A 21,475-nucleotide genomic window follows, 5' to 3' on the forward strand; every position below is an offset into this window, starting at 1 on the left:
CGCAGCCGCGCCCTGCTTTGCAGCCTCCTTTGCCTGCTTGCGGTATTGCCTGCGAAGCCGTTGCTTCTGCCAGTAGCGGGTAAGGGCATTTTTCGTCAGCTCCGGGTGCTCCTGTGCGGCGGTGTGAAAATGGTAGTCTGCCGTGTATTTGGTATAGCGGGCCTCGGCCTTGCGTACCACTTTTGCCGGATGTTCCCGGACTTTACGGCGCACAAAGCGGGAGCCGTGCCGCAGCGCGGTTTCTCCCACAAGCTCAGAACGGTGTGCGCCTTCTGTGCCGACATTTTCCTGTTCCACTTCAAAAATCTTGCCATGCACGAAGCTGTGAACGGAACCGCTGGCAACACGGCCTATGCGTTTTACCGGGCCGGGCTTTTTCGGCGGCTTTTGCTTTGCCAGCTTCTCCCGGGCCTGTTCCAGTTTTTCGCCTTGGGACTCCATGTGGAGCTTTGCCGCCGCAGCCTGTTCCTGCTGGCTCTTTTTGCGGAACTTGGACTTCGGGACACTTTGTCCCGAAGTGTCGGAAGCCTCCGGCCCGGGCTGTTCCCCGTCAGGGGCGTGGGCGGTCTGCGACCAAGCCTCCTCCTTGGTCTTATTCGTTTTTCGTTTCATTCTTCATATCCTCCGGGCGGGTAGTCAGCAGGTCATAGATTTCTCCGCGAGGGAACCGATCCACAAACGGAATGGTTACATTTCCATAGAACAACAGCCCCTCGCCGGAATTGCTGTGTGTGATATAGGAAAGCTGATGCTCGGAAATACCGAGCTGTTTTGCCAGAATGGTACGGTCACTCTGCGCCTGCGAAAGCAGGATCATAAAATCCGTGTTGTCCAGAATGTTCTCGATTTCACGGCTTGCCAAAAGGTCTTTGACGTTCTGCGTCAAAGCAGACGGCACACATCCTTTTTTACGCAGCATTTTCCAGACCGCTACAAAGTAGCTGGCCGTCAGCGGATCGCGGAGCAGGATATGAAACTCGTCAAAGTAGCACCAAGTCGCCGCACCCTCGTGGAAGTTCTGATCCACCGCCTGCGAAACAAACTCATTTGTGATGTGCATTGCAATCTTTCTAAGGTTTTCGCCCATGTTTTTCAGAACAATGCACACCACACGGCTGTCCGTCTTGACGTTGGTAGGATGGTTAAAGAGATTGAGGGAGCCTGTGCAATAAAGCTCTAAGGCAGTTGCCACGCGCCGGGCTTCTGGCTCCGGCTGGCGTAAGAGTTCTTCGTACAAATCCTGCAACAGTGGTGTTTTTGCAGTTTCCAGTCCGAGCGCCTGTTCCCGGTACACCAAACGCACGCAGCGGTCAATGACCGTCTTTTCAATGGGCTGCAAGCCTTCCTTGCCGCCGACCACCAGCTCGCATAGGGACAAAAGAAAATCCGCCTTCATGGAAAGCGGGCTTTCTCCGGCGGCCATATTGAGCTCCACATCCATCGGATTGAGGTGGTGCGGGCTGTCCGGGGCAATCTCGATCACCTGGCCGCCCAGCCTTCGCACCAGCGGAGCGTATTCGCCCATCGGGTCAACCACGATGATCCGATCCTGCGGGATGGTGAGAAACACATTCAAGAGCTCACGCTTTGCGGCAAAGCTCTTGCCGGAGCCCGTAGAGCCCAAATACATCCCGTTTGCCGATTTCAGCTTTTTGCGGTCAGCCATGATGATATTGTGAGAAAGTGCGTTCATGCCATAGTAGAGGGCCTGCCCAGCCATGCGGAGCTCCCTTGTCATAAAAGGAATAAAGATGGCTGTGGAGCTGGTGGTCATACCGCGCTGGATTTCTACCTCGTTGTAACCAAGGGCCAACGAGGAAACAAAGCCCTGTTCCTGTTGCCAGTCCAGACGGCGCAGAGCGCAGTTGTATTTCTGCGCGATACCGCCCACGGTAAACACATCGTTTTCCAGCCGCTGGCGGTTAGGAGCAAGGTTTACCACCGTAAAGGTCAGCAGAAACATTCGCTCATTGCGGGATTGCAAATCAGCCAGAAGCTCCGCTGCGTCCTTGCTGAATGTAATCAGGTCAGGGGGAAGAATATCCGGGTCATAGCCGGAGCGCACAGCCTTTCTCTGTTCCTCCACTTTCATTTTTCCGATGTCCGAGATTTTCCCCTTGATGGTCTTAATTGCCTTGAGCTGATCCACGGTCTGAATGTGCATGGTCACGGTCATTTCCGCATCCAGTTCCAAGATTTCCGCCAACAACTTATCCGAAAGCTCCGATGCCATAATCTGTAAGTAGGACACCGCGCCCCAATACTGGCCGATGCGGAATGTGCGGGACTGGCGGAAGTCAAGACTGTCCGGGGCAATAAAGTCTTTTGTGCCAAGCCCGGTCTGCGGGATGTCTTTCCACGAAAAGCGGAACGCCTCGCGGCTCCCCGGATGCATCTGGCTATGAAGCAGCGCAAGGCGGGCCCGCCCGTCCATAGGCTCCGAGGGAACGCCCAGCCGCTTAAAGTTTCCCATGACATCGGCCTCCACACGCTCCAGACGGGGCCGTGCCTCCGCAATCCCCTCGGCGGGTATGCCAAAGGTGATGTATTTTGAGCGTTCAATGCCGTTATTGCTTTTGGCAATCTGATTTTTCAGCATCCCGGTAAACTCGTCCCGGACGCTGTTATAGTTGTCATCCGCTTTCGGGATATTGACCTGATAGCGGCTGCGGGAATGAGAACGGCGGTTGATAAAGGAAAGCTGGAACGGCAGCGAACTGTCAAAGTAGTTGAGGAATGAGCTCCACCCGCTGAATATGGCGGTCTGATCCTCGGTGGATGCCACGGAGTAATTGATGTCCTCATATTCCACGGTTTTTGTATAGAGCCCGCCCGGGAGCTTGCACACACCGTCCGGGTGCATGGACAGATACGGGATTGTCTGCTGAGCAGACAGGGTCGCCCGGCCTTTACCCTTGGCGGCGGCTCCGTTTTTCTTCTTTGTGTTTTTCAATCACATCCTCCTTTCCAGCGCCCGGCCCGGCAAAGGGCGCATAAATGTTTTCGGTTCGGTAGGCCCTGATCCCCGGCCTTAGAAACTTGGCCCGGATGATGTTTCGCACAACCTTTTCAAAGGGCAAGCCGTCCTTTTCATACATCGCCAGCAGGAACGCCGGGAGCATAATTCCCAGCATGAGAAACATCGCCCCGGTATTGCCGAGGGTGCCACGGGTCAGCAAATAGGCCGGAATCCCCACCGCGCCCGCGCTGCCGAAGCAGACAAGCTGGCGTTTGGTGAGGTTGAAAGCCATCTTTGTTTTGATTTTGGATAAATCGTTTGGTACGTTTACATAGGGCATAGATCACACTCCTTTCTGCACTTCGGGACAATGTGTCCCAAAGTCCGGGATGGTTGGTGTTACTTCATTTCCCCACACAGCCCAACCGGGCGGGGTCTGCCTGGCAAAGAGCTCCACGCGGGGCAGATCTCCCATCAGGGAAAGAATTTTGTCGCGGGCCTCGTCCGGCTTTTTGCTATGGGCTTCAATCGGGGAAATGATGAATTGATGGATGTTGGCAGCCTGCCGCTTCGGGTGTCCCTTGGTAGCCAGCAGGCAGATTTCCGCGTTGCCCCTTGTCCAGAAGCCAAGGCCGTAAAACCAGCTATCCGCTTTCTTGTTCTTTTTCAGCCAGACGAAAGCAACAGATTTATAGGTGAAGCCCCAAGCCTCGATCAGCCGGAGCGCCTCCGGGAGCTGCGGGAAAGTGGCCCATAAAAAGAGTGCGCTGTCCGGGGCTGCAAGATCAGCCACAGGCAACGCACATAACTCCTCAATGCTCATAGTGGGATAATGGTTTTCCGCCGCGCCCTGTACTTTCTTAGCCGAGTAGCGCCAAGGGGGATCGGCGTAAATGATAGAATACTGCTGGATAATTACACTCCTTTCTCGCCGGAGCTTTTTACTGCCTGCGCCGCACGAATACGCTCACTGGCTGCGGCATAAAAGGCCGGGGCCGTTTCAAAGCATACAAAGCGACGTTCTGTGTTGATAGCTGCAATCGCGGTTGTGCCGGAGCCCGCGCAAATGTCCGCGACCAATTCGCCGGGGCGGGTATAGGTGCGGATCAGATACTCACAAAGCTCCACGGGCTTCTGTGTGGGATGGATGCCGCCGGACACCGTAGGCACAAAAAGCACATTTCCGGGATAGCGGCGGCCATCGTTGGACTCTGAGCCCTGCCGTTCAAATTTCCCATAGTTAGAGCTTGTACCGCTTCGGGAATGAACACGGGTATATGGCTTGCCGTAAGTAAACTGTGGATTGTAGACCGGGGACTTTTGGTAAAACACCAAGATGTTCTCGGACTTTTTCAGCGGAGCCCGGTTTGCATTGAGAAAGCCCGTTCCGCGCTCTTTGTACCAAATCCACTCATAGCGGAGCATGGCGAGGTTGGATGCGCCCAGCACCTTGTCAAAGGGGCACTGTGCGAAAAACAGCACTGCGCCATTCGGCTTGACCGCCCATTTCACCGCCTCCCACAGCTCCGGGAGCGGCAGGGGCACATCCCAATAATTCCGGGTTGTGCCGTAAGGCGGATCAGTCAACAGCATATCCACGCTATGTTTGGGCAGGGAGCGCAGGCCCTCAATGCCATCCATGAGAAACAAGCCCTCCTTCGGGACACTTTGTCCCAAAGTGCGGCTATCGGTCATTACGGGCCTCCTTTGCCTTGGCAGGCGCAGGCCGGGCAGCGTTTTCTTTTCCCGCTTGCTTTGCAGCCTCGGCCATCTGCTCCTTGATCGGGGCAGGCCGTACCGCCTGGGCCCGTGCAACAAGCTGTTCCACCGCCGCATGATACGCCTCCACACCAGCCGCATTGATCCGTTCCTGTGTGGCTCGGTCAGGAATCCGAACCGTAGCCCGGTATCCCGTCCGGCTGGCAGGATCAGGTTTAGAGGGAGCGCCGAGGAAAATCCCGTTTTTCCCGTCCACAACCTTAAAATCGTCGATGACCACACCGCCAAAATTGACGCTGGCGAAGCCGATCAGTTTTCCCTGCGGCTCAATCGGGCGGACAGATACCGTGATCGGAACAACCGCCTCCTGCAAGACAGCATCTGTCCGCATTTTTACTGCCTCATCAATGCTAACGCCCTTGACTTCTGCAAGCTCCGCGATGGGAGCATCAAACAGCCAGCGCCGTTCCTCCGCAGCAATCTGCTCCGGGGTCAGCAACACATCGTCTTTCTTACTCAGATAAAATTCCTCCTTTCCGCTTGCCGGAGCAGGCTGGGCGGGGTCGTCCATCAACTCTTTTCTTTGCAGGACGGCCTCTGTTTCCGCCATAAAGCGGTAAGCGTCTGCCTCAGTAAACTCCTCCGGCGTTTTTCCATTCCATAAGCGCGTTCCGTCTGCCCCGTATCTTCTCGGCATAAGCACCACCTCCTGTTAATGAGCGCCAAAGATACGCTGGGCAATGCTCCCGGTCTTAAAGAGCATGAAGCAAAGCAGAACCGTGTAGCCCACAGTTCCCCAAATCGCCCCAATGGGATCGCCGCCTGTTGCGATGCCTTGAATGAGCACTGCGTAAATTGCAACACATACAAGGATCAACAGCCCTTGAAAGCCCACGGCAAACAGGGACTTGATGTAGTTCTGCCCGGTGCCACCAAGCTCCCGGTTGGAAAGCGTAGCAACGGGGATGGGGGCCAGACTGGTCAGCAGATAGATTTCCAGCATCCTGCCATACACCAAAACGAAAATGATAATTCCCATCGCCTTCATTGTGAAGCCAATGAGCGCAGACTGCAGCCACAGCCCCAACAGCGGCCCTAAGTCCATCGTCTCCAGCGAGGTTTCCAGTTCAGCAAGCATATCCGCCGAAACATCGGTAGAGCCTTGAATGAGCCCGCCTGCCTGCGCGATGACGCTCTGCGAGACATCGAACACGGCCATAACGATATTGAATGTGTTTGACAGGATCAGGATTGCACAGGCTGTTTTGAACATCCATTTATAGAGGTTCGCAACGTCAACCTCGTGCATATTGTTCTTTTCCAAAAGCATCTGTATGAGCTCATAAGTGGCAACAAAGGTCAGCACCATTCCGGCAATCGGCAGGATCACCGTTTCGGAAAGCTGTCGGATCAGGGAGAAACCCCCGGCGTGCCACGCCGCCGGGGTAGTCCCTACCTGTGCCGCAATCTCTCCGACTTGGGTATTGACGGTATCAAAAAGCCCTTCGAGGTTTCCCATGATCCCGCCAATCAGAAGCTCTTTGAGCCAGTTTGTGAGCCAGTCGGTGAGAAAATCCATAAGCGCCTACCTTAAAACAGGCCAGACAGCAGAGGGATCAGTGTGGTGCCAATGACGATGATGCCGCCACCCGCCATGAGCTGCTTCATGCCCTGGGACTTGGAGCCCGGGTTATCCGAGCCGTAGCCCTCCAGCAGATTAACCACGCCCCACACGCCAAGGCCAGCGCCGAGCGCGATAACGAGGGTCTGTAAAGTGTCGATTGCAGATGAGAAAAATGCCATATAAGCCTCCATTTCTCCGGGTTTTCCCCGGTAACAAAAAAGCCGCCCTTGCAGGCGGCAGGTTACAAACTTCGGGACACTTTGTCTCGAAGCGTTTATGCAAAGGCGTCTGGATCGTCGATGTCATCATAGTTGAGGATGTCCTCGTCCTCTTCTGTGAGCGCATCGTCCGGCACAGTCACCTCATACATCGTACACGCCTCGTTCAGACCGGGCCGCCTGCGGCGGTTAATGAGCCTGTCGAGGTCAAAAGCGTTTTTCTGTTTATCGGCCTCCGCCGTATAACGGTAGTTCGGATGCCGTTTCAGATCATACTTGGGAGAGAAGAACGGGGGCAGGCCCCGAAGCTGCAAAATACATTTATCTCCCGGCATGGTTGCAAGTTCGGCTGGGGTCATCAGTTCCCGGCCCAGCCGCTGGGTATTTTGACTGTAGCTTTCCGACTGACCACGGGAGCGACTGTCAGTCTGCATACTGATTGTGGCTTTTCCCAGCCAGTTCTCGGATATTTCCTTGATGGTGCTGGCTTCGCGGCCACCGAGGAACACCACGCTATCCATGTTGCCGAGGATTGTCTCGGCGTGTTTATCGTAAATGGCCTTGCACTGTGCCAACTGTTGATACAGCAGGCAAAGACTCACCTCGCGGGAGCGGATAACCGCGACCAGCTTTTCGAGCTGGGGCACCTGTCCCGTGTTGGCTGCCTCGTCCCACAGCACTCGTACATGGTGCGGCAGGCGGCCACCGTGAACATTGTCCGCCCGTTCACACAGAAGGTTGAACATCTGCGAAAAAGCAAGCGCCACTAAAAAGTTGTAGGTCTGCGTGGTATCGGAAATAATGAAGAATACCGCTGTTTTCCGATCTCCGATGCGGTCAAGCTCCAATTCGTCATAGGCCATGACTTCACGAAGCTGCGGGATGTCAAAGGGAGCCAGCCGCGCACCGCAGGAAATTAAAATGCTTTTTGCCGTCTTGCCAGTAACAAAATGTCAATAGTTTTTTAATCATTTTTCTCAAAAAGGCAAAAAAATAGAACGTATAGTTTATTTCCATACGCTCTATCTCACATTTCATATTAAATTTTGAATTCTACAAATTTTTTATATTTCGTTGTCAATATGTTTTCTACTCTAACGCCCCTTTTACTTTTTTGTGGGAAATGCACCGCTCCTCCCGATTGGCAAGTGCCTTCACCCTGCCTTCTAACAGAAGTTCCCTTCCTTTTTCATTTCTTGTATACACACAGTCATAATTTCCGATATACGGATGCATGCATTTTGCAAAACGTTCCGCATCCTCCTTCTTTTTCGAAAAACAATTTGGAATGGCATAGAAACCATTCAGTCCTTTGTGTCCCTTCTTTTTCACAAGTATGTAACGCTGGTTGTCGATCACATCAAAAAATTCATTGACACACTGTGCGAACAACGCTTTATCCCTGCCGCTTCCACCGGACAGATAAATAATATGGTTATCCGGTCCGTTTGATTCTGTCTCAACTTTACAGTGTGTTTCTTCCAGAAGCTGTTGCTCCTCTAATGCTTTGCGGATTCCATTTCCAAATGCCTTTAATCTTTTTAGCGGACTTCCCAACATGAAAATTTTCGGGAAACGTATCATAATTCCAGCCAGTCCGGCAGCAATGAAGAAGTAACAGGTTCCGGCCAGGATACCATTTTGGGACGCTGCAGCAACAATACCTGCCCCAATTGCCCCGATCAGACACAGAATTCCTGACAGGATCATTGTAAGAATCGCATCCCAGAAAACAACACTTGTGACAAATTTGTCTTTTACTTCTGTCTCATCCACAATATCCATTTTGTCATAGACTGCAAGTGCACTGTTCCAACGTTCTTTTAACGTATCGCGCTGCCCCGACATTTTCAGCATTTGTCTGTTAATCCTGTCAATATTCGTTTTATTAAATGGCGTTTTAATAACTGACAACCGTTTCATTCCATTTTCAATCGTATTTTCTGTATAATGCAGACCGAGAAAATGTTCCATCCTTCGCTCCAGCATACTGTAATCTTCACTGATCTGATTGTCATCTGCCTTTAGCACTTCGTTCCACGGTCTTAAACAGACTAAATGCCAGATGTTACTTGTTTTTTCCGGATGTTCTTTCATCACACGGATGGCACGCCCTCTCATCTGGTTGCTTAACATAAATGAGCCTACAAAGCTTGCAAGGATCAGGGAATTGATACAAGGAGAATCCCATCCTTCCCCTAACAGCGATTTTGTACCGATCAGCACCTGCATATAGCCTTTTGAGAAAATATCTGTTACCGCCCCTGTGAGAAAATGTGCATTTCCAACCGCTGTCACTTTAAGATAATCTGTTTCAGAAAGATTTCCGATCCTGCTGAATGTAACTTTTCCGCTCATTCCGATCGCCTGCTCTAATGCTTCTCTTGCCTCTGCCGGAATGATCACAATCGTTCCACAAAGCACCCCAAAACGGATTTGTTCGTTTTTCTTTTCATTGTCACGACGGAGCATCTCAAAAAACGGAAGCACTCCAAGTGAGTTAACATCATATTCTGTATTTCCAATTGCTTTTTCATATTCTTTCCGGATGTAATCTGTCAAAACAAGCAGCCTCAAATCCTGACCGGATGCCTCATATTCATGGAACACAATATCACGGATGCTGTTACATTTTCCAAGGGAATTTGTGAGCATTTTTTCCACTGCCGCACTTTTCGTCATGACGACTTTTTTCTTTTCTATCAGACCGTCGGATTTTAAATCAGCAATTAGCAATTCACGATATGTCTTGTCACACAGGTATGAATCCACATCATCATACAAGAATCCCTGTAACAGACGCTCCATCCATTGCACATTCATGTCCGGTAATTTTTTTGCCCCCAAAAGCCTCTGTAATCTGGACGGAATTGCAATATTTTTGCTCTGTAAATAAATCAACAGTGATGCCAGATATGCCGGATTATCCAGAAGCAGATCATCTGAGAGCTGTCCACTGAACCCCTTATGGCTTCTTACGTACGTAAGGAACTGAGTATCCCGCATGATTTTTTCTGTCATTGCTTTACTGCGTTCTTCAAAACGTCTGACTTCCTTCTCTTCTTCTTTTGTTGGATAGTTGAAGTAAACATAATCCTGATGCGGACAGAGGCTTCCCTCTTTTACGAGCTCCGGTATCGTAATCTCTTCATCGATCTCTCCACACATATTCATGTACCGCGTCCACATAGCCGGTGTGGAATCATATGGTGGTGTTGCTGTCAAAGCGATGATTTTAAGGTTATTCACCTGTTTTTTGAATTCTTCTAATGCTTTCCACCATTCACTTCGCAAGTGGTGGCATTCATCCAGACAGAGTACTTCGATCCCAGCCTCTTTCATCGTCCCAACCAGATCAAAACCGCTGTAATCTACTTCCTTTGTCTCTGTTTTCGCCGGGCACTCGTCTGTGCCTGTGCCACTATCCTCACCTGCATCTTCCTGTATTCCCTGAAATCTTGTCATGGCACTGTGTAATGCCTGATAGGTTGCAACCGTGATCGCCTTTGGCTGTTTTAAATTCTGTGAAAGATAATCTTCCCCCTGTATGCCCTCACATAAAAAAGCTTCCTCAATCCTTGCGATCCACTGCTCCCGGATCGTAATGGATGGTGCCAAAATCAGTGCTTTTCCGTTCATCCTGCGGATCAGTTCAATTCCCAATGTCGTTTTCCCGGATCCGGGTGCCGCTACAATATGTATTTTTCCATCTGCCATGTACCTGTCTGCGTGTTCCAAAACCCTTGCCTGATACCTTCTCCATGTTCCTTTAAACTCTAAAATACCTTCGTAATTCATAATCATCCATTTTCCTCTGCTTATTCCACTTTTTCTGTGGTCTGTAACTATTATATACAACTGCCAATTTTCTTACAAGAAAGATTCCGTGTCCAATAAGAAGTATGCCTATGTTGGGATATTTAAATCATTCTGCATCCTCAAAGCAAATGAATTTAAATAGAATTTCAGGTGTGCCTGTGATAAAATATTAATAAGTTTAACAACTGAAATTTGACTGTATCATTTTGTTCATCAAATTTATTATTCATAAGGTGTCTATTTTGATCCTAAGAAGAAATGAATTTTAGGTCTTGTATATTCATCAAACTGATCTTCTGTCTCTGTATCAAATGAACAAGACAAACTGATAGGCGCATCCTGATCATAGAAACGGAAACTCTTATAAAATGTCCCATTTAGAAATTCATCTTTAAATTGTTGTGGAATAGCCTGATAAGATAATATCTCAGGATTAGATACGGATACATTTAAATTCTCAAAAGACTTTTGTAATGTCGCAAAATCTTTTTCTGTCTGCATTAAATTCTCTTCTAAACTCTTATTAATATCCACACCTTCTACATATGAGATATTGATGATAGTACCACTATTATTGACTTGAACATGAACATAACAATCAGTAGCACCTGAATCTCTTAAATATCCCATAACAGTATAACTTGATCTACTACGTGATTCATTTGGATTGTCTGCATGTACTCTTACACATACAGGTTCTAATGCCTTTTTTACTATTTCTACTTGTTTTGCAGAAGCTGCAATTCTTTGATCCATTGCCTGCTTTCCTTTTATATATTGAGGTATATAAGTACCGACTACAATAAGTATTGGGATAACTGCAAAGGCAATGAGTTGTTTTTTTATATCAGGAATAGGGATTCTATAAGCATGTGCCATGTTCTCGGCATTACTTCCTGCTTCAGATAACATATCTATAGATGTAGAGACTGTACTTACTGCACCAGCCACCTGCATAGCACTTCCTATATTCTTTGCAGTATCATTATCACTTTCTTTAAGGAATCGACCAACAGCTTGTGACGCCAAAGCAGCAGATACCTCTTTAGAATAATCTGTTTCTGACTGTTTCACATTTAATCTACCTATAAGAGATTTCCATTTCTTACCGTTCATTCCAAACTTAGGGGCAAGTGCACAGAAACAGAATATAATAACATATATAATGACAAATCCTAATGCAGTAAACATCCCTGTAGGCTGAAAACCTTTGTTTTGGAATACTAAATCATCTATCATCTCTAATGGTACTATTAATGCACATTGTACAAATGAAAAGATGAGTGCAACCACTGCAATCTTTGGATATATACAATATCTTTGAATCATTTTTTTCTCTTTATTGTTAATCATGGATATCACCTCTGTTTCTAGTATAACTTATTTTTGAATGAAAAAAGAGCGATATTTTGCTCTTACTATATTTGTTTCTTAACTAAAAGGAAATTACGAATATTTTGATGTTTAATACCATACTCAAGTTTGATTGTATCATGGTTCATCCTTGACCCGTTAGAGGGCAACGCATTTAATCCGAACAGCTCATTTAAAATAATATTATTCCTTTATAATTCTACAAACTTGAATTTTGTCTGATTACCAATTATCTTTTGTAATTTATAGCTGCATCAAAAAGAATACCAATACACTCAAGAGTATCGTTACTATTCCCATTATGATAAACATCATGGAAGTAAAACTTTTTGAAATTGGTCTATCAACATAGCACTTTTTAGGATTGTTTGGATTATAATAAACTGTCATCTTACTGTTGATAGGCCACAACTGCTCTGCAAGTTGACGCAAATTTGCAATGGATCCAGTTTTTACATGTAGCCAGCCTTTTTCATCTTCATAGACTTCTGATTTCACCGGTACGGGTACTCCAGATATTTGCGTTGTTTTAATTCCACAAAATATTTTCTTTGTTTTATAACAAGTTCCATTCACAAAGTACTCCACGATTGGATACACCCTTCCATTTCCCGGAAACCCATATTGTTTAACAATACCGTCTGTCTGCTTTGTACACAATTGATTCTGTCTTTTTACAATGATATTGAAAGTAACTCCTAGTAAAACCAATATTACACCAAGACCTCCAACTGTCATCAATTCTAACCATGCAATTTGTATTTCTGTCATAGTTTCATCACCTCAAATTCCAGTTTTCTTGATTCTGCAAACTTGAATTTGTAATTACATTCCATACATATTGGCATTCTTTACAATCACTCTATCTCCTTTTTCTAATTGTTCCTTAGAAACTCCTCTTAACCCAAGTCCAACATGTTCTGTTTTATATCCACAACCATTTGATTTTCGTTCTTTTGTATGTATATCGATGTTAGTAATTATAGTCTCTAATACACCTCCATTTGTTTTATAAACACACGCATTTTCTCCTTCTCTACACATTCCTGTTGATATGTTTCCTGTGACAACTGTTCCACCCCCCATAATTGTAAATACATCATCAATAATCAATTCAAAGTCTTCTTTTAAACATAATGGAACATCTAATCTGTTCATATACTCTTTTTCTCGCTCTTTTTTGCTTTTACCAAATAATCCCATAGTGTTTCTCCTTTATAACTTCTAATTTGTTGCTCAAATCATATCACATTTTCAAACATATCTCAATTCCAATTGTCTCTGCCCTCATCTATTGCATTGCCTTTCGGCTTGCTTCTGTAACCAGCATCCGGTTAATCTTTTCTTGCATGGTTTCCTTTGCATCTTCATTGAAATGATAGCGGACAACATATACTGTCTGCCCGATTTTCTTTGTAAATGTGTTTCCCTCTGTTTTTTTATTCATCATTTTTTCCATAATCATCTATTTCCTTTCTTTCCTGTGCCCGACAGAGAGAGGTTTGCTTCTGTCCCTGCCGGGAGTTTATCGGCACGCTGACAACGCAAGTGTCAACATAGGGTTTGAAACTTTTTTCGGGTAGTTATTTCTGTTTTCCAAAATACTATTGAAAAGTTTTTTGAATGTTCTTGTTGACACCTGTTAAAAAGTAGCTGAAACACCGGTAAATACAAAGGATTTTGGTGTCAACAAAAATGTCAACAAGCAGTAAATTTCCGGGTAATCAGTAGCCTTTCGGCATCAAAATCAGCCTTTCTCTCTGTCGGGCAGATCAAATGGCAGCTCCAACTGTTCTGCTTTCGTCAGCTTTGTAAATCCATCTTTATCCGGTTCGTTGCCACCCTCTTCTTCTGCTCCTTCCCTGATCCAGCTTCTCTGTCTGCCATATCCTTCCTTTGAAAATCTGTGGACTCCGGCTCTCTTCCAGCCAGTGATCTGCGTATCCATAATGGAACAGATCTCATTTGTCTCGAATTTTTTCGGCTCCCGGTCAAAATGGTCAAAGGCTTCTTTCCAGATCTGGACGGAACATACATGACTACCTTTATAAGCGTCCAGCCAGCCTTGTATCATTCCTGCCATCGTATCTTCCTGTGTGAACTGTTTTCGGTATTCACTGATCTCCTGCTCCATTTCCTTTGAGAACTTCAACAGGCTGCTCTTATTCTCCGTTGACCAGTAGATTTCCATTACTTCTGCCCACAACTGGTCAAAATAGGATCTGGCTTCTTTTTCATCATCGAGGATATGCTTCTCTGCCTTACTGCTGTCTATAGCAATCGGCAGGAACCGTCTTGCCCCGGTACGGTCAAAAGGAATGAACTGCCTTGTGTTCGTTGAACCTGCAAAGATACACTGACGCTTCCGGTCTTCCTCATATTTATCATAAGGGTTCCGGTAAGTGTCTTTCTGTCTAGTCAGGAATGACTTGATTTCCTCATTGCTCTTTGCACTGATTGCAGCAATCATCTCCGACATTTCCATAATCCAGTGTCCCCGGAGATGCTCGTATATCTTACTGTCATTCAACTGCTTCAGATCATCAGAAAACCAGTCATCGTTCAATGCAAGAAAACGGAAAAATGTGGATTTTCCGGCTCCCTGCTGACCTACCAGACAAAGCATTTCATCTGCTTTACAACCGGGGCGGTAGATTCTGCTTAATGCTTCCATCAGGAAGTGCTTCACAACCTCATAGACAAAATCCGAAGCATCTGCCCCCATATACCGTTGCAGAACATAACGGATTCTCTCCTGCCCGTCCCACTCCAGTTGTTCCAGATACTCACAGATCGGGTGGTATGCCCGGCTGTTGGCTTCTATGCGAAGTGCCTTATCCATACATTTTTCACTTGTGAGTTTGTAATAGCGTTCAAAGAAATAGTAGAAATAAGTCCTGCCATCATCATCCAGCTTGCAGACTTCCTCATTCCACCAGAGTTTTTTTACAATATCAATCCTGCCTGTCAGCTTGTTGTATTTCATACTCTCACGCACAAGCGGATCATTTCTCAGCACAACCATATAATTTCCAACCGTTGCTTTCGCAGTTCCTTTCTGTGTATATTCCAGCATCTGTTTCACTTCATCGACTTTGCTTTTATCTACCATCCGGAACATTTCTTTCATGGCATCTTTCTGTTCTTTTGTGGCGATCTCCTTTATCTTCTCTTTCGCATTGCTCAATCCGCTCCACCTCCTTCCATTTTTCTTTTACAAGTGCTTCCTTATCTGCCCTGTCCCCAAAGAGCAGGATATCCAGATAATACTCAACAACTGACAACTCCCTGAGAGCAGTCATAAACTTTTCATGCCATTCTTCTGTCCGTGTTTTTGGTGCATACTGTTCTTTCCATTCCAGAAGCAGGCTCAGATAATCCAGATAGGCTCTCAGGCATCTCAGATGTTTTTTCTGCCAAAGTTCTTCTGGTGTCGGCTCTGGCTTTTTTGCTGAAACGCTTCTCCTGTTCTGCGGTGATCCCCTGTCCCTGCCGGAATAAGGAATCCCAAAATCATCTGCCAGCTTCATGGCTGCATCTTTCAATCCAATGTCAAACAGTTGTGCCGTAAAATCAATGGCATCTCCTGTACAGCCACACCCGAAACAATAATATCTCCGGTCAACTTTCATGCTGGGTGATTTGTCATTATGGAAAATGCAGCGGATCAGTCCGCTCCTGTTGGGCTTTAACCCATACCTCTCCGCAGCCTGCCGGACGGTCACATTCTGTTTTACTTCATCAAATAATCCCAATTCGTTTCCTCTCTTTCTTAAATCTGCTTCCCAAATCTGGGAAGCAAGTTTTCACAAAAAACAAAAAAGCACTTTGTCCTGTCCTTACGGAATCAACAAAATGCCCTTATAGTTCCAGATCACTGGAATGTGATCTTCCTTTATTCAGTTGTTTTCTCTCTGCCTCTTCTCTTTGAATCTTTGCTACGTTCAATGCAAGTTTTTCTCTGATTGACGGCTTCACTTCTTTTTTGATTTCTTCTACAACGGCTTTTTTCTTCTCTGGCTGTTTTAACTGACGGACAACCCTCACAACAGCTTTTTCCATCGCATATTCGATTTTTTTAATCAGACCGTCCAGCCTGTTTATCGCATATTCCTTTTCTTTTCGTGATGCCTTACGTTCCGGACTCTGAATCCATCTCTTAGAATCTTCCGCAAGACGAATGTCATCTTTTCTGGTAGCCCGCATTGTTTCCTCTGCGACTTTATCCACAGCCTTGTCATAGGCTTCACTGGATACTTCGTCAAGCAAGGTTTCCACATCTTCAATACGGAGGGTAAGCTGTTGCAGTTCCTCTCTCTGTTCTTCAATCAGCTCGCCCTGACTTAGAATCCGGTCAGAATTGGAAATGAAATTTTCTTTAAATTCTTTTTCCTGCTGTTCTATTTTTTCTTTCTGTGACTGGATAACCTTTTCATTTGCCCTGACATGGTTTGACTGCCTTGCAAGTTCCAGATGATTCGCATTGACCTTATCCCTCTGCTGATTGAGCATTTCCTGCTGAACCGCAATCTCTTCTTTCTGCTTCATTCGGATATAGTCCTGTTTCTCCAGATACTGCCTTCCTCCATAGGACGGTTCTTCGTCAATTTCCAGTCCATGACGTTTACAGATATCCAGGAACATTGTCCGGCAGGCAGAATCAAAAACAACCTTACGGTTATTTGTCTTTGATCTTTTCTTTTCCGGATTCGGAAGTTCAAAGCCAAGTTCTTCCAGTGCCGCTTCCTGTTTCGGTTCAATCTCCCCATACCGGTTCGTAGCATCGAATACATGACGCTCATGAATATGCGGAGTCGCTTCGTCCATGTGCAGTGACCAGTCAATGATATGCACATTAGAACCAAACCGCTCATCGAACTCTTTCTTGAATTCATCAAAAACCAAAACCAGCGTTTCCACAGAAGCGTGTTCATCTATCGTCCCAAGCTGATAGATACTTTCTTCCGGACAGGTCTTTTTATTTTTCAGAACATCTTCCACCCCTTTACATCTGTCGGGGTGTCTTGCTTTCTCATGACGTTTATTCTGGTTAATCACATAATCGCTGTAATGATCCACATAGTATGCCATCTCAATCTGGTTAAAAGAAAAATTATCCTCTTTTCCCCGGTCTGCCATTGTGGTATATCCCTGATAGCAGTCCCAGTAAATATTCTGACGGACACGTTCATTGTCAATATGCTCACTGTGTTCCGGGTCAAATCTCCGGTCATTGTGAAGCGGATTGTAAACACCGTCTTTCCCAGATCTGCCGTTATGCCTTGTGCCTTTCAATTCACATCTCTCCTTTTTTCAAGTTGTTTCCCCGGAGGGGATTGCAGCGAAGCTTCCAAAAGTCTCTGTCCCCGTTACAGACAGTACCCAGTACCATATGGCGAAACGCCATATCACTGGGCAATGGCTGCCGCCCTTAACCTGCTAAGGGCTTTGCCCCTTAACCCCAGCAAGATGCTGCCGCTCTTTGCAATCTGGGCACAAAGGACTTCCAGCCCTCTGTACTCCCAGCAGACAAAACGTAACTCCTGCCGCTGTCCCTTCAGCAGGATCTCCGTTCCGTCTGTTTTTCAAAAATCCTCTGCATCGGATTTTGTGAAAATATAAAAATGGGTAAAACAAAGGGCACTAACTTTTTACGGTTAATGCCCTTTCCTTTACTCATTCACTTTTCAGATAATTCCTGTATGTATCATTCTGATAATTGCTTCAGAACCATTTTAACATTCTTCCTAAGTTTCATTCCGTCCCTCAGTCCCAACCGGTAGAAAAATTCTTCTGTCTCTGCTCCACTGTTAAATATCTGGTCGCAATATTTTGTAATGGCCTCTTCCTGTTTCTGTGGAAGTGTGGCAATCACTTTTTTATATTCTTCCTCAACTTCATCTGGTTCTGTCACAGACGGCTGGCTCAGTTTCCAGTCTGCATACTCTTTTCCCATATGCTCCGTTATGGTCAGGTTGATAAATTCTTCAATCTCTTTTGTAATCTTCATTTAAGAATCCTATTCCTTTCTCCAGTGGTCTACTTCATCAATCTGATTTTGATTGTTTCCAGCCACACCACTGCCCAGCCAGAAAGCACAGCAGGATATAAAGTATAAAACCTGCCACAAGCATCCTGACCGCTTCTGTGCCTGTCTCCTGTCCGAATCCATACCCTAAAACTGCTGTAATGCAGATGATCCCCGACAGGATATGAAATACCGTTGCCGACAGCCATGTGAAGAACATAACCACCAGTTGTATCATTGTCAGGCATATACGCACTGGCAGTAATACGATTTTCACAATAATTCTTACAACAACCATGACTGTCCACCCCTTTCACTGTTTCAGATAACTACGATAGCTGTCTATCACAGAATCTGTCACACCGCTTTTGTAAATCTTTCGGATATCAACGATTTTTTCATCTTTCAAAAGTTTCAGCCAGTCCAGTAAATCTTTTCTGCTGTTTGCAAAATTACAACATCTTCCGTCTGCATATTCAATCCAGTATCTCATAAGTCCCTCCTACACATACACCAGTTCATTTAAAATAATTTCATCTACCCGGCTTCTTGCATTGTTTGCCCGGCGAACCCATTCCATCTGATCTCTGCTTTTCAATTCTTCCGTAATGCCTTCCTGCTCCATAATCTGTTCCATGAGGAAATCCCTGCGTTCCAAACACTGCTCATTCAGATCTGCGAGATACGTCCAGAGCTTACCACTCAATGTCAGATAGGAATACAAGCCACTCTTGTAATCTTTCAGATAGTTTCTGTGAAGACTTCCATAAAAACCAATCTCTCTTTTCTCTTCGGGTACTGCGATCAGTGGCAGATAGATTTCCCCGACAAGGATATAATCCAGACCATTACTGTTATCGTGAATGATTCTTTCTAATTTGCTCATGCTGATGCAACTCCTTTCTTCGGTTCTGCTGGGGGAAGCAGTGATAGCGGAATGAACACACCTTTTGCAATATCTTCCTGCCGGATCTCTTCTTTTTTTGCATCCAGTTCGGCTTTCTTTTTTGCCTTTGTCCGTTCATAGTATTCCTGCTGCTTTCCATTTGCTTTTCTTCTCAGGTAATTCTGGTGAAGCCTGTCTTTTCTGGCTTCCCGTTTTTCCATTTCTTCAATTTCTTCCGGTGTCATTTTCACCTCACCGAAATGTGGCGGTAAATATCTGCCGATGAAGTTAAAATAGATTTCCACTTCCTGTGTCGTCTCAACGCTTCCTTTCCGGTCACGCTCATGCACCACAATCTTTTCTACAAATTCATTCAGCATGTAAGTGGTCAATTCCTCAAAATTTTGGTATTTATCAACCAGAGCAATAAACTTCTCCGCTGATCTGCGACCTTCTTCATAGCCTGATAATTCAGCTTCCATATCTGCAATTTCTGCCGACAAATCTTTCTGTTCTTTAGAATACTGTCCATCAAGAATCGCATAGCGTTCATCTGGCAGCTTGCCAAGAATATTGTCCTCATAAATTCTGCAGATCAGTTTTTCCAGTTCCTGCACACGCTTTTTTGCCTCTGCCAATCTGCTTTTCAATCTTGTGATCTCACTGGACTGCTGTGAAGTCTGTGCCTTTTTTACTGTCTCCAAAAATTCTTCACGATTCAACTGTGAATACTCCGCAACAGCCTTTAAAAGTTCCTTAATCAGCTCCATAACCACATCAGCATTAATTCTGTGCTGTGTCTGGCAGAGTGTTCCAACCGGAACTTTAGAATATGCAGAACAAGTATATTGTGGTACTCGCTTGCCATTATTTACTCGATGGACATACATTTTGGAACCACAGTCTGCACAATACATCAGACCTGTCAAGGGGTGGGCTTCTCCCCATCCATCTGGATATCTTCTCACATTGCTTCGGATTCTCTGTACATTGTCAAAAGTTTCCTGATCTATAATGGCTTCCTGCGTGTTCTCAAACACCGTCCAATTATCTTCAGATACGTAATGGCTTTTCTTATCCTTGAAATGTTTTCTGGTCTTGAAGTTCACTGTATGACCAAGATACTCTCTTTTCTTCAGAATGCCTGCAACAGTAGAAGAGCCCCAGCCATAAGGATCTTTGATTTCTTCTACTCTGCCTTTCCATAATCCGGCATCTTTCTTTGCCATATGAACCGCTGGTATCTCAACCTTATCCTCTTTCAGTGCCTTGGCAATCTGATATGGTCCGTACCCATCCATTGTCATGTGAAAGATTCTCCGTACAACTACAGCTGCTTCTTCATCAACAATCCATACATTCGGGTCATCCTTGTCTTTCAGATACCCATATGGTGTTGTACTTGCCACATGCTTGCCGGATTTTCCTTTCGCCTTGAAAGTGGATTTTATCTTTTTACTGGTATCCCTTGCATACCATTCATTCATGATATTTCGGAATGGAGTAAAATCATCGTCCTCCCGGAAGCTGTCTACATTCTCGTTGACTGCAATCAGGCGGACATTCTTCTGTCGCAGCAATTCCATATATTGTCCGACTTTCAGATAATCTCTTCCCATTCGGCTCATATCTTTAATCAGAATCGTTCCGACTTTCCCCGACTCTACTTCTTTCATCATGGCAAGAAAGCCTGGGCGATCAAATCTTGTACCGGAGATACCATCATCAGTAAAATGAACAAGATTGGTAAATCCATGTTCTTTTGCATATTGTTCCAGCAGTTTCTTCTGGTTTGAAATACTGTTGGATTCCCCGTTTAATTCATCATCACGACTAAGACGTTCATACAACGCTGTCATGAATCCCTGTTTCTCTGTCATAGTCAGATGTCCTCCTTCCTTTGTTTATTAATTGCCTGTTCTCATCCCATATCCGTTCCTGTACCGGGTTCTGATGTTTCCGGGACGTATTAACCAAAAAAGACACGCTGAATGCCTATTCAGTTCTGGTATCACTACGGGCAGGCTGTTTCGTTTTCAAGGTTCGTGTAAGAAGTAAAAAAGATTCTTACACTAAACGAAATGCTCAGAGGTCTTTTTACAGCCCCCTTACTGCATCTTTTTTGATTTCGTGTCATCTTTTTAAAGTTCCTTACACAATCTCTGTACTGACGAAACAAAATACGGACATGTTTTGAAATTGTTTTTTACAAAATACAATTTTGTTCTTTAAGGTAAAAAAATAAGCCTCAAGAGACTTTTTAATCATTTTGGAGCTCCAACTCTTTAAATTTGATTGATTAAGAAGTCTCTTCAAACTTACTACACCGCTGGCCAATTTGTACTTTTTATACTGTTTGACCGCGAAGCAATCCGGCTTGCGCTTTTCAAGCCCGGCAAACATATAGTCCACCGCGTTCATAAAATCCTCGTCATCCTCCTTGACCTCCATGCCGGAAATCATATCCACAAGGGTATTCATGTTCCGATCCTCGGCAGGCCCCTCGAAAATGATGTAGGCAATCAGGGCGCAGTACAAAAGCGTTTCCGATTTTGTCCAGAATGGATCGCCTTCCTTGCCTTCGCCCTTGGTGTTGGAAATCAGGGCATCCACGAATTTCAGAATATCGGCCTCGTTGCGGATATACGCCAACGGGTTATAGTGCATGGATTTTGAAAAATCAATGCTGTTGAACACCTTGATTTTGTACCCGCGTTTTTGCAGGAAAGCTCCGACCTGTCCCAGCACACCGCCTTTGGGATCGACCACCACATAAGAGGAATGAGCCTGTAAAAGCTGGGGCGTAAGCCAGAAGCGGGTTTTGCCGGAGCCGGACGAGCCGATAATA

The 21,475-nt window shown here is 45.8% G+C and carries 21 protein-coding genes and 2 pseudogenes; all 23 read right to left on the bottom strand.

Annotation, left to right across the window (positions count from 1 at the left end; all coding sequences use genetic code 11):
* Window positions 1–612, bottom strand: a pseudogene (locus HMPREF0373_RS06515) (NlpC/P60 family protein); the annotation flags it as partial.
* Window positions 593–2,953 carry a VirB4-like conjugal transfer ATPase, CD1110 family gene (locus HMPREF0373_RS06520; RefSeq protein WP_187118756.1) on the bottom strand — a complete coding sequence of 787 codons (2,361 nt, stop codon included), beginning with the start codon at window positions 2,951–2,953 and terminating at the stop codon, window positions 593–595. The pseudogene HMPREF0373_RS06515 and the gene HMPREF0373_RS06520, both read right to left, overlap by 20 nt.
* A complete protein-coding gene (locus HMPREF0373_RS06525) occupies window positions 2,910–3,299 on the bottom strand; it encodes a PrgI family protein (protein WP_015563852.1) in 390 nt (129 codons plus the stop codon). Before HMPREF0373_RS06525 ends, HMPREF0373_RS06520 begins: the two co-directional genes overlap by 44 nt.
* 3 nt (window positions 3,300–3,302) lie before the next feature.
* Complete coding sequence (locus tag HMPREF0373_RS06530; RefSeq protein ID WP_081695225.1) at window positions 3,303–3,857, bottom strand: MT-A70 family methyltransferase; 555 nt, start codon at window positions 3,855–3,857, stop codon at window positions 3,303–3,305.
* Window positions 3,858–3,874: 17 nt separating this feature from the next.
* Entirely contained in the window at window positions 3,875–4,654 is a 780-nt protein-coding gene (locus HMPREF0373_RS06535; RefSeq protein WP_021738873.1) for a DNA-methyltransferase, read from the bottom strand.
* Entirely contained in the window at window positions 4,644–5,375 is a 732-nt protein-coding gene (locus tag HMPREF0373_RS06540) for a septation protein SpoVG family protein (protein WP_003020333.1), read from the bottom strand. Before HMPREF0373_RS06540 ends, HMPREF0373_RS06535 begins: the two co-directional genes overlap by 11 nt.
* A 15-nt stretch (window positions 5,376–5,390) precedes the next feature.
* Window positions 5,391–6,257 carry a VirB6/TrbL-like conjugal transfer protein, CD1112 family gene (locus HMPREF0373_RS06545; protein ID WP_021738874.1) on the bottom strand — a complete coding sequence of 289 codons (867 nt, stop codon included), beginning with the start codon at window positions 6,255–6,257 and terminating at the stop codon, window positions 5,391–5,393.
* An 11-nt stretch (window positions 6,258–6,268) separates the two neighbouring features.
* Entirely contained in the window at window positions 6,269–6,481 is a 213-nt protein-coding gene (locus tag HMPREF0373_RS06550; protein WP_044963257.1) for a Maff2 family mobile element protein, read from the bottom strand.
* A 95-nt stretch (window positions 6,482–6,576) separates the two neighbouring features.
* A pseudogene (locus tag HMPREF0373_RS06555) lies at window positions 6,577–7,464 on the bottom strand (VirD4-like conjugal transfer protein, CD1115 family); the annotation flags it as partial.
* A 145-nt stretch (window positions 7,465–7,609) separates the two neighbouring features.
* Complete coding sequence (locus tag HMPREF0373_RS06560; RefSeq protein WP_044963264.1) at window positions 7,610–10,318, bottom strand: DEAD/DEAH box helicase family protein; 2,709 nt, start codon at window positions 10,316–10,318, stop codon at window positions 7,610–7,612.
* Between the two features lie 258 nt (window positions 10,319–10,576).
* A complete protein-coding gene (locus HMPREF0373_RS06565; RefSeq protein ID WP_021738879.1) occupies window positions 10,577–11,692 on the bottom strand; it encodes a hypothetical protein in 1,116 nt (371 codons plus the stop codon).
* 264 nt (window positions 11,693–11,956) lie between these two features.
* Window positions 11,957–12,484, bottom strand: a complete 528-nt coding sequence (locus HMPREF0373_RS06570) for a DUF3592 domain-containing protein (protein WP_021738880.1) — start codon at window positions 12,482–12,484, stop codon at window positions 11,957–11,959.
* Between the two features lie 54 nt (window positions 12,485–12,538).
* Window positions 12,539–12,916 carry a translation elongation factor Tu domain protein gene (locus HMPREF0373_RS06575; RefSeq protein WP_021738881.1) on the bottom strand — a complete coding sequence of 126 codons (378 nt, stop codon included), beginning with the start codon at window positions 12,914–12,916 and terminating at the stop codon, window positions 12,539–12,541.
* Between the two features lie 88 nt (window positions 12,917–13,004).
* The gene (locus HMPREF0373_RS16400) at window positions 13,005–13,172 is read right to left on the bottom strand and encodes a transposon-encoded TnpW family protein (protein WP_081695227.1); all 168 of its coding nucleotides are present in this window, start codon (window positions 13,170–13,172) and stop codon (window positions 13,005–13,007) included.
* A gap of 288 nt (window positions 13,173–13,460) precedes the next feature.
* Window positions 13,461–14,900, bottom strand: coding sequence for a virulence-associated E family protein (locus tag HMPREF0373_RS06580; RefSeq protein ID WP_227097757.1), 1,440 nt, complete (start codon window positions 14,898–14,900; stop codon window positions 13,461–13,463).
* Window positions 14,815–15,468, bottom strand: coding sequence for a CHC2 zinc finger domain-containing protein (locus HMPREF0373_RS06585; protein WP_021738884.1), 654 nt, complete (start codon window positions 15,466–15,468; stop codon window positions 14,815–14,817). Before HMPREF0373_RS06585 ends, HMPREF0373_RS06580 begins: the two co-directional genes overlap by 86 nt.
* A gap of 106 nt (window positions 15,469–15,574) precedes the next feature.
* Window positions 15,575–17,008 carry a hypothetical protein gene (locus HMPREF0373_RS06590; RefSeq protein ID WP_021738885.1) on the bottom strand — a complete coding sequence of 478 codons (1,434 nt, stop codon included), beginning with the start codon at window positions 17,006–17,008 and terminating at the stop codon, window positions 15,575–15,577.
* Between the two features lie 412 nt (window positions 17,009–17,420).
* The gene (locus tag HMPREF0373_RS06595) at window positions 17,421–17,723 is read right to left on the bottom strand and encodes a hypothetical protein (RefSeq protein WP_021738887.1); all 303 of its coding nucleotides are present in this window, start codon (window positions 17,721–17,723) and stop codon (window positions 17,421–17,423) included.
* 37 nt (window positions 17,724–17,760) lie between these two features.
* Entirely contained in the window at window positions 17,761–18,039 is a 279-nt protein-coding gene (locus HMPREF0373_RS06600) for a hypothetical protein (protein ID WP_044963260.1), read from the bottom strand.
* A gap of 15 nt (window positions 18,040–18,054) precedes the next feature.
* The gene (locus HMPREF0373_RS06605) at window positions 18,055–18,234 is read right to left on the bottom strand and encodes a hypothetical protein (protein ID WP_021738889.1); all 180 of its coding nucleotides are present in this window, start codon (window positions 18,232–18,234) and stop codon (window positions 18,055–18,057) included.
* 9 nt (window positions 18,235–18,243) lie between these two features.
* On the bottom strand, window positions 18,244–18,627 hold the full coding sequence (locus HMPREF0373_RS06610) for a TnpV protein (RefSeq protein WP_021738890.1): 384 nt from the start codon (window positions 18,625–18,627) through the stop codon (window positions 18,244–18,246).
* Window positions 18,624–20,507 carry a recombinase family protein gene (locus HMPREF0373_RS06615; protein ID WP_021738891.1) on the bottom strand — a complete coding sequence of 628 codons (1,884 nt, stop codon included), beginning with the start codon at window positions 20,505–20,507 and terminating at the stop codon, window positions 18,624–18,626. Before HMPREF0373_RS06615 ends, HMPREF0373_RS06610 begins: the two co-directional genes overlap by 4 nt.
* A 271-nt stretch (window positions 20,508–20,778) precedes the next feature.
* On the bottom strand, window positions 20,779–21,475 hold a 697-nt coding region (locus tag HMPREF0373_RS16720), incomplete at its 5' end, for a type IV secretory system conjugative DNA transfer family protein (protein WP_021738893.1).

This window comes from Eubacterium ramulus ATCC 29099, from assembly GCF_000469345.1.
GTDB classification, from domain to species: domain Bacteria; phylum Bacillota; class Clostridia; order Lachnospirales; family Lachnospiraceae; genus Eubacterium_I; species Eubacterium_I ramulus.

What these genes read in the sequence shown, in the direction of transcription:
- HMPREF0373_RS06525 (WP_015563852.1), bottom strand. Translation starts at nt 3,299, where the DNA reads ATGCCCTATGTAAACGTACCAAACGATTTATCCAAAATCAAAACAAAG.
- HMPREF0373_RS06535 (WP_021738873.1), bottom strand. Translation starts at nt 4,654, where the DNA reads ATGACCGATAGCCGCACTTTGGGACAAAGTGTCCCGAAGGAGGGCTTG.
- HMPREF0373_RS06540 (WP_003020333.1), bottom strand. Translation starts at nt 5,375, where the DNA reads ATGCCGAGAAGATACGGGGCAGACGGAACGCGCTTATGGAATGGAAAA.
- HMPREF0373_RS06545 (WP_021738874.1), bottom strand. Translation starts at nt 6,257, where the DNA reads ATGGATTTTCTCACCGACTGGCTCACAAACTGGCTCAAAGAGCTTCTG.
- HMPREF0373_RS06550 (WP_044963257.1), bottom strand. Translation starts at nt 6,481, where the DNA reads ATGGCATTTTTCTCATCTGCAATCGACACTTTACAGACCCTCGTTATC.
- HMPREF0373_RS06560 (WP_044963264.1), bottom strand. Translation starts at nt 10,318, where the DNA reads ATGAATTACGAAGGTATTTTAGAGTTTAAAGGAACATGGAGAAGGTAT.
- HMPREF0373_RS06565 (WP_021738879.1), bottom strand. Translation starts at nt 11,692, where the DNA reads ATGATTAACAATAAAGAGAAAAAAATGATTCAAAGATATTGTATATAT.
- HMPREF0373_RS06570 (WP_021738880.1), bottom strand. Translation starts at nt 12,484, where the DNA reads ATGACAGAAATACAAATTGCATGGTTAGAATTGATGACAGTTGGAGGT.
- HMPREF0373_RS06575 (WP_021738881.1), bottom strand. Translation starts at nt 12,916, where the DNA reads ATGGGATTATTTGGTAAAAGCAAAAAAGAGCGAGAAAAAGAGTATATG.
- HMPREF0373_RS16400 (WP_081695227.1), bottom strand. Translation starts at nt 13,172, where the DNA reads ATGGAAAAAATGATGAATAAAAAAACAGAGGGAAACACATTTACAAAG.
- HMPREF0373_RS06595 (WP_021738887.1), bottom strand. Translation starts at nt 17,723, where the DNA reads ATGAAGATTACAAAAGAGATTGAAGAATTTATCAACCTGACCATAACG.
- HMPREF0373_RS06600 (WP_044963260.1), bottom strand. Translation starts at nt 18,039, where the DNA reads ATGGTTGTTGTAAGAATTATTGTGAAAATCGTATTACTGCCAGTGCGT.
- HMPREF0373_RS06605 (WP_021738889.1), bottom strand. Translation starts at nt 18,234, where the DNA reads ATGAGATACTGGATTGAATATGCAGACGGAAGATGTTGTAATTTTGCA.
- HMPREF0373_RS06610 (WP_021738890.1), bottom strand. Translation starts at nt 18,627, where the DNA reads ATGAGCAAATTAGAAAGAATCATTCACGATAACAGTAATGGTCTGGAT.
- HMPREF0373_RS06615 (WP_021738891.1), bottom strand. Translation starts at nt 20,507, where the DNA reads ATGACAGAGAAACAGGGATTCATGACAGCGTTGTATGAACGTCTTAGT.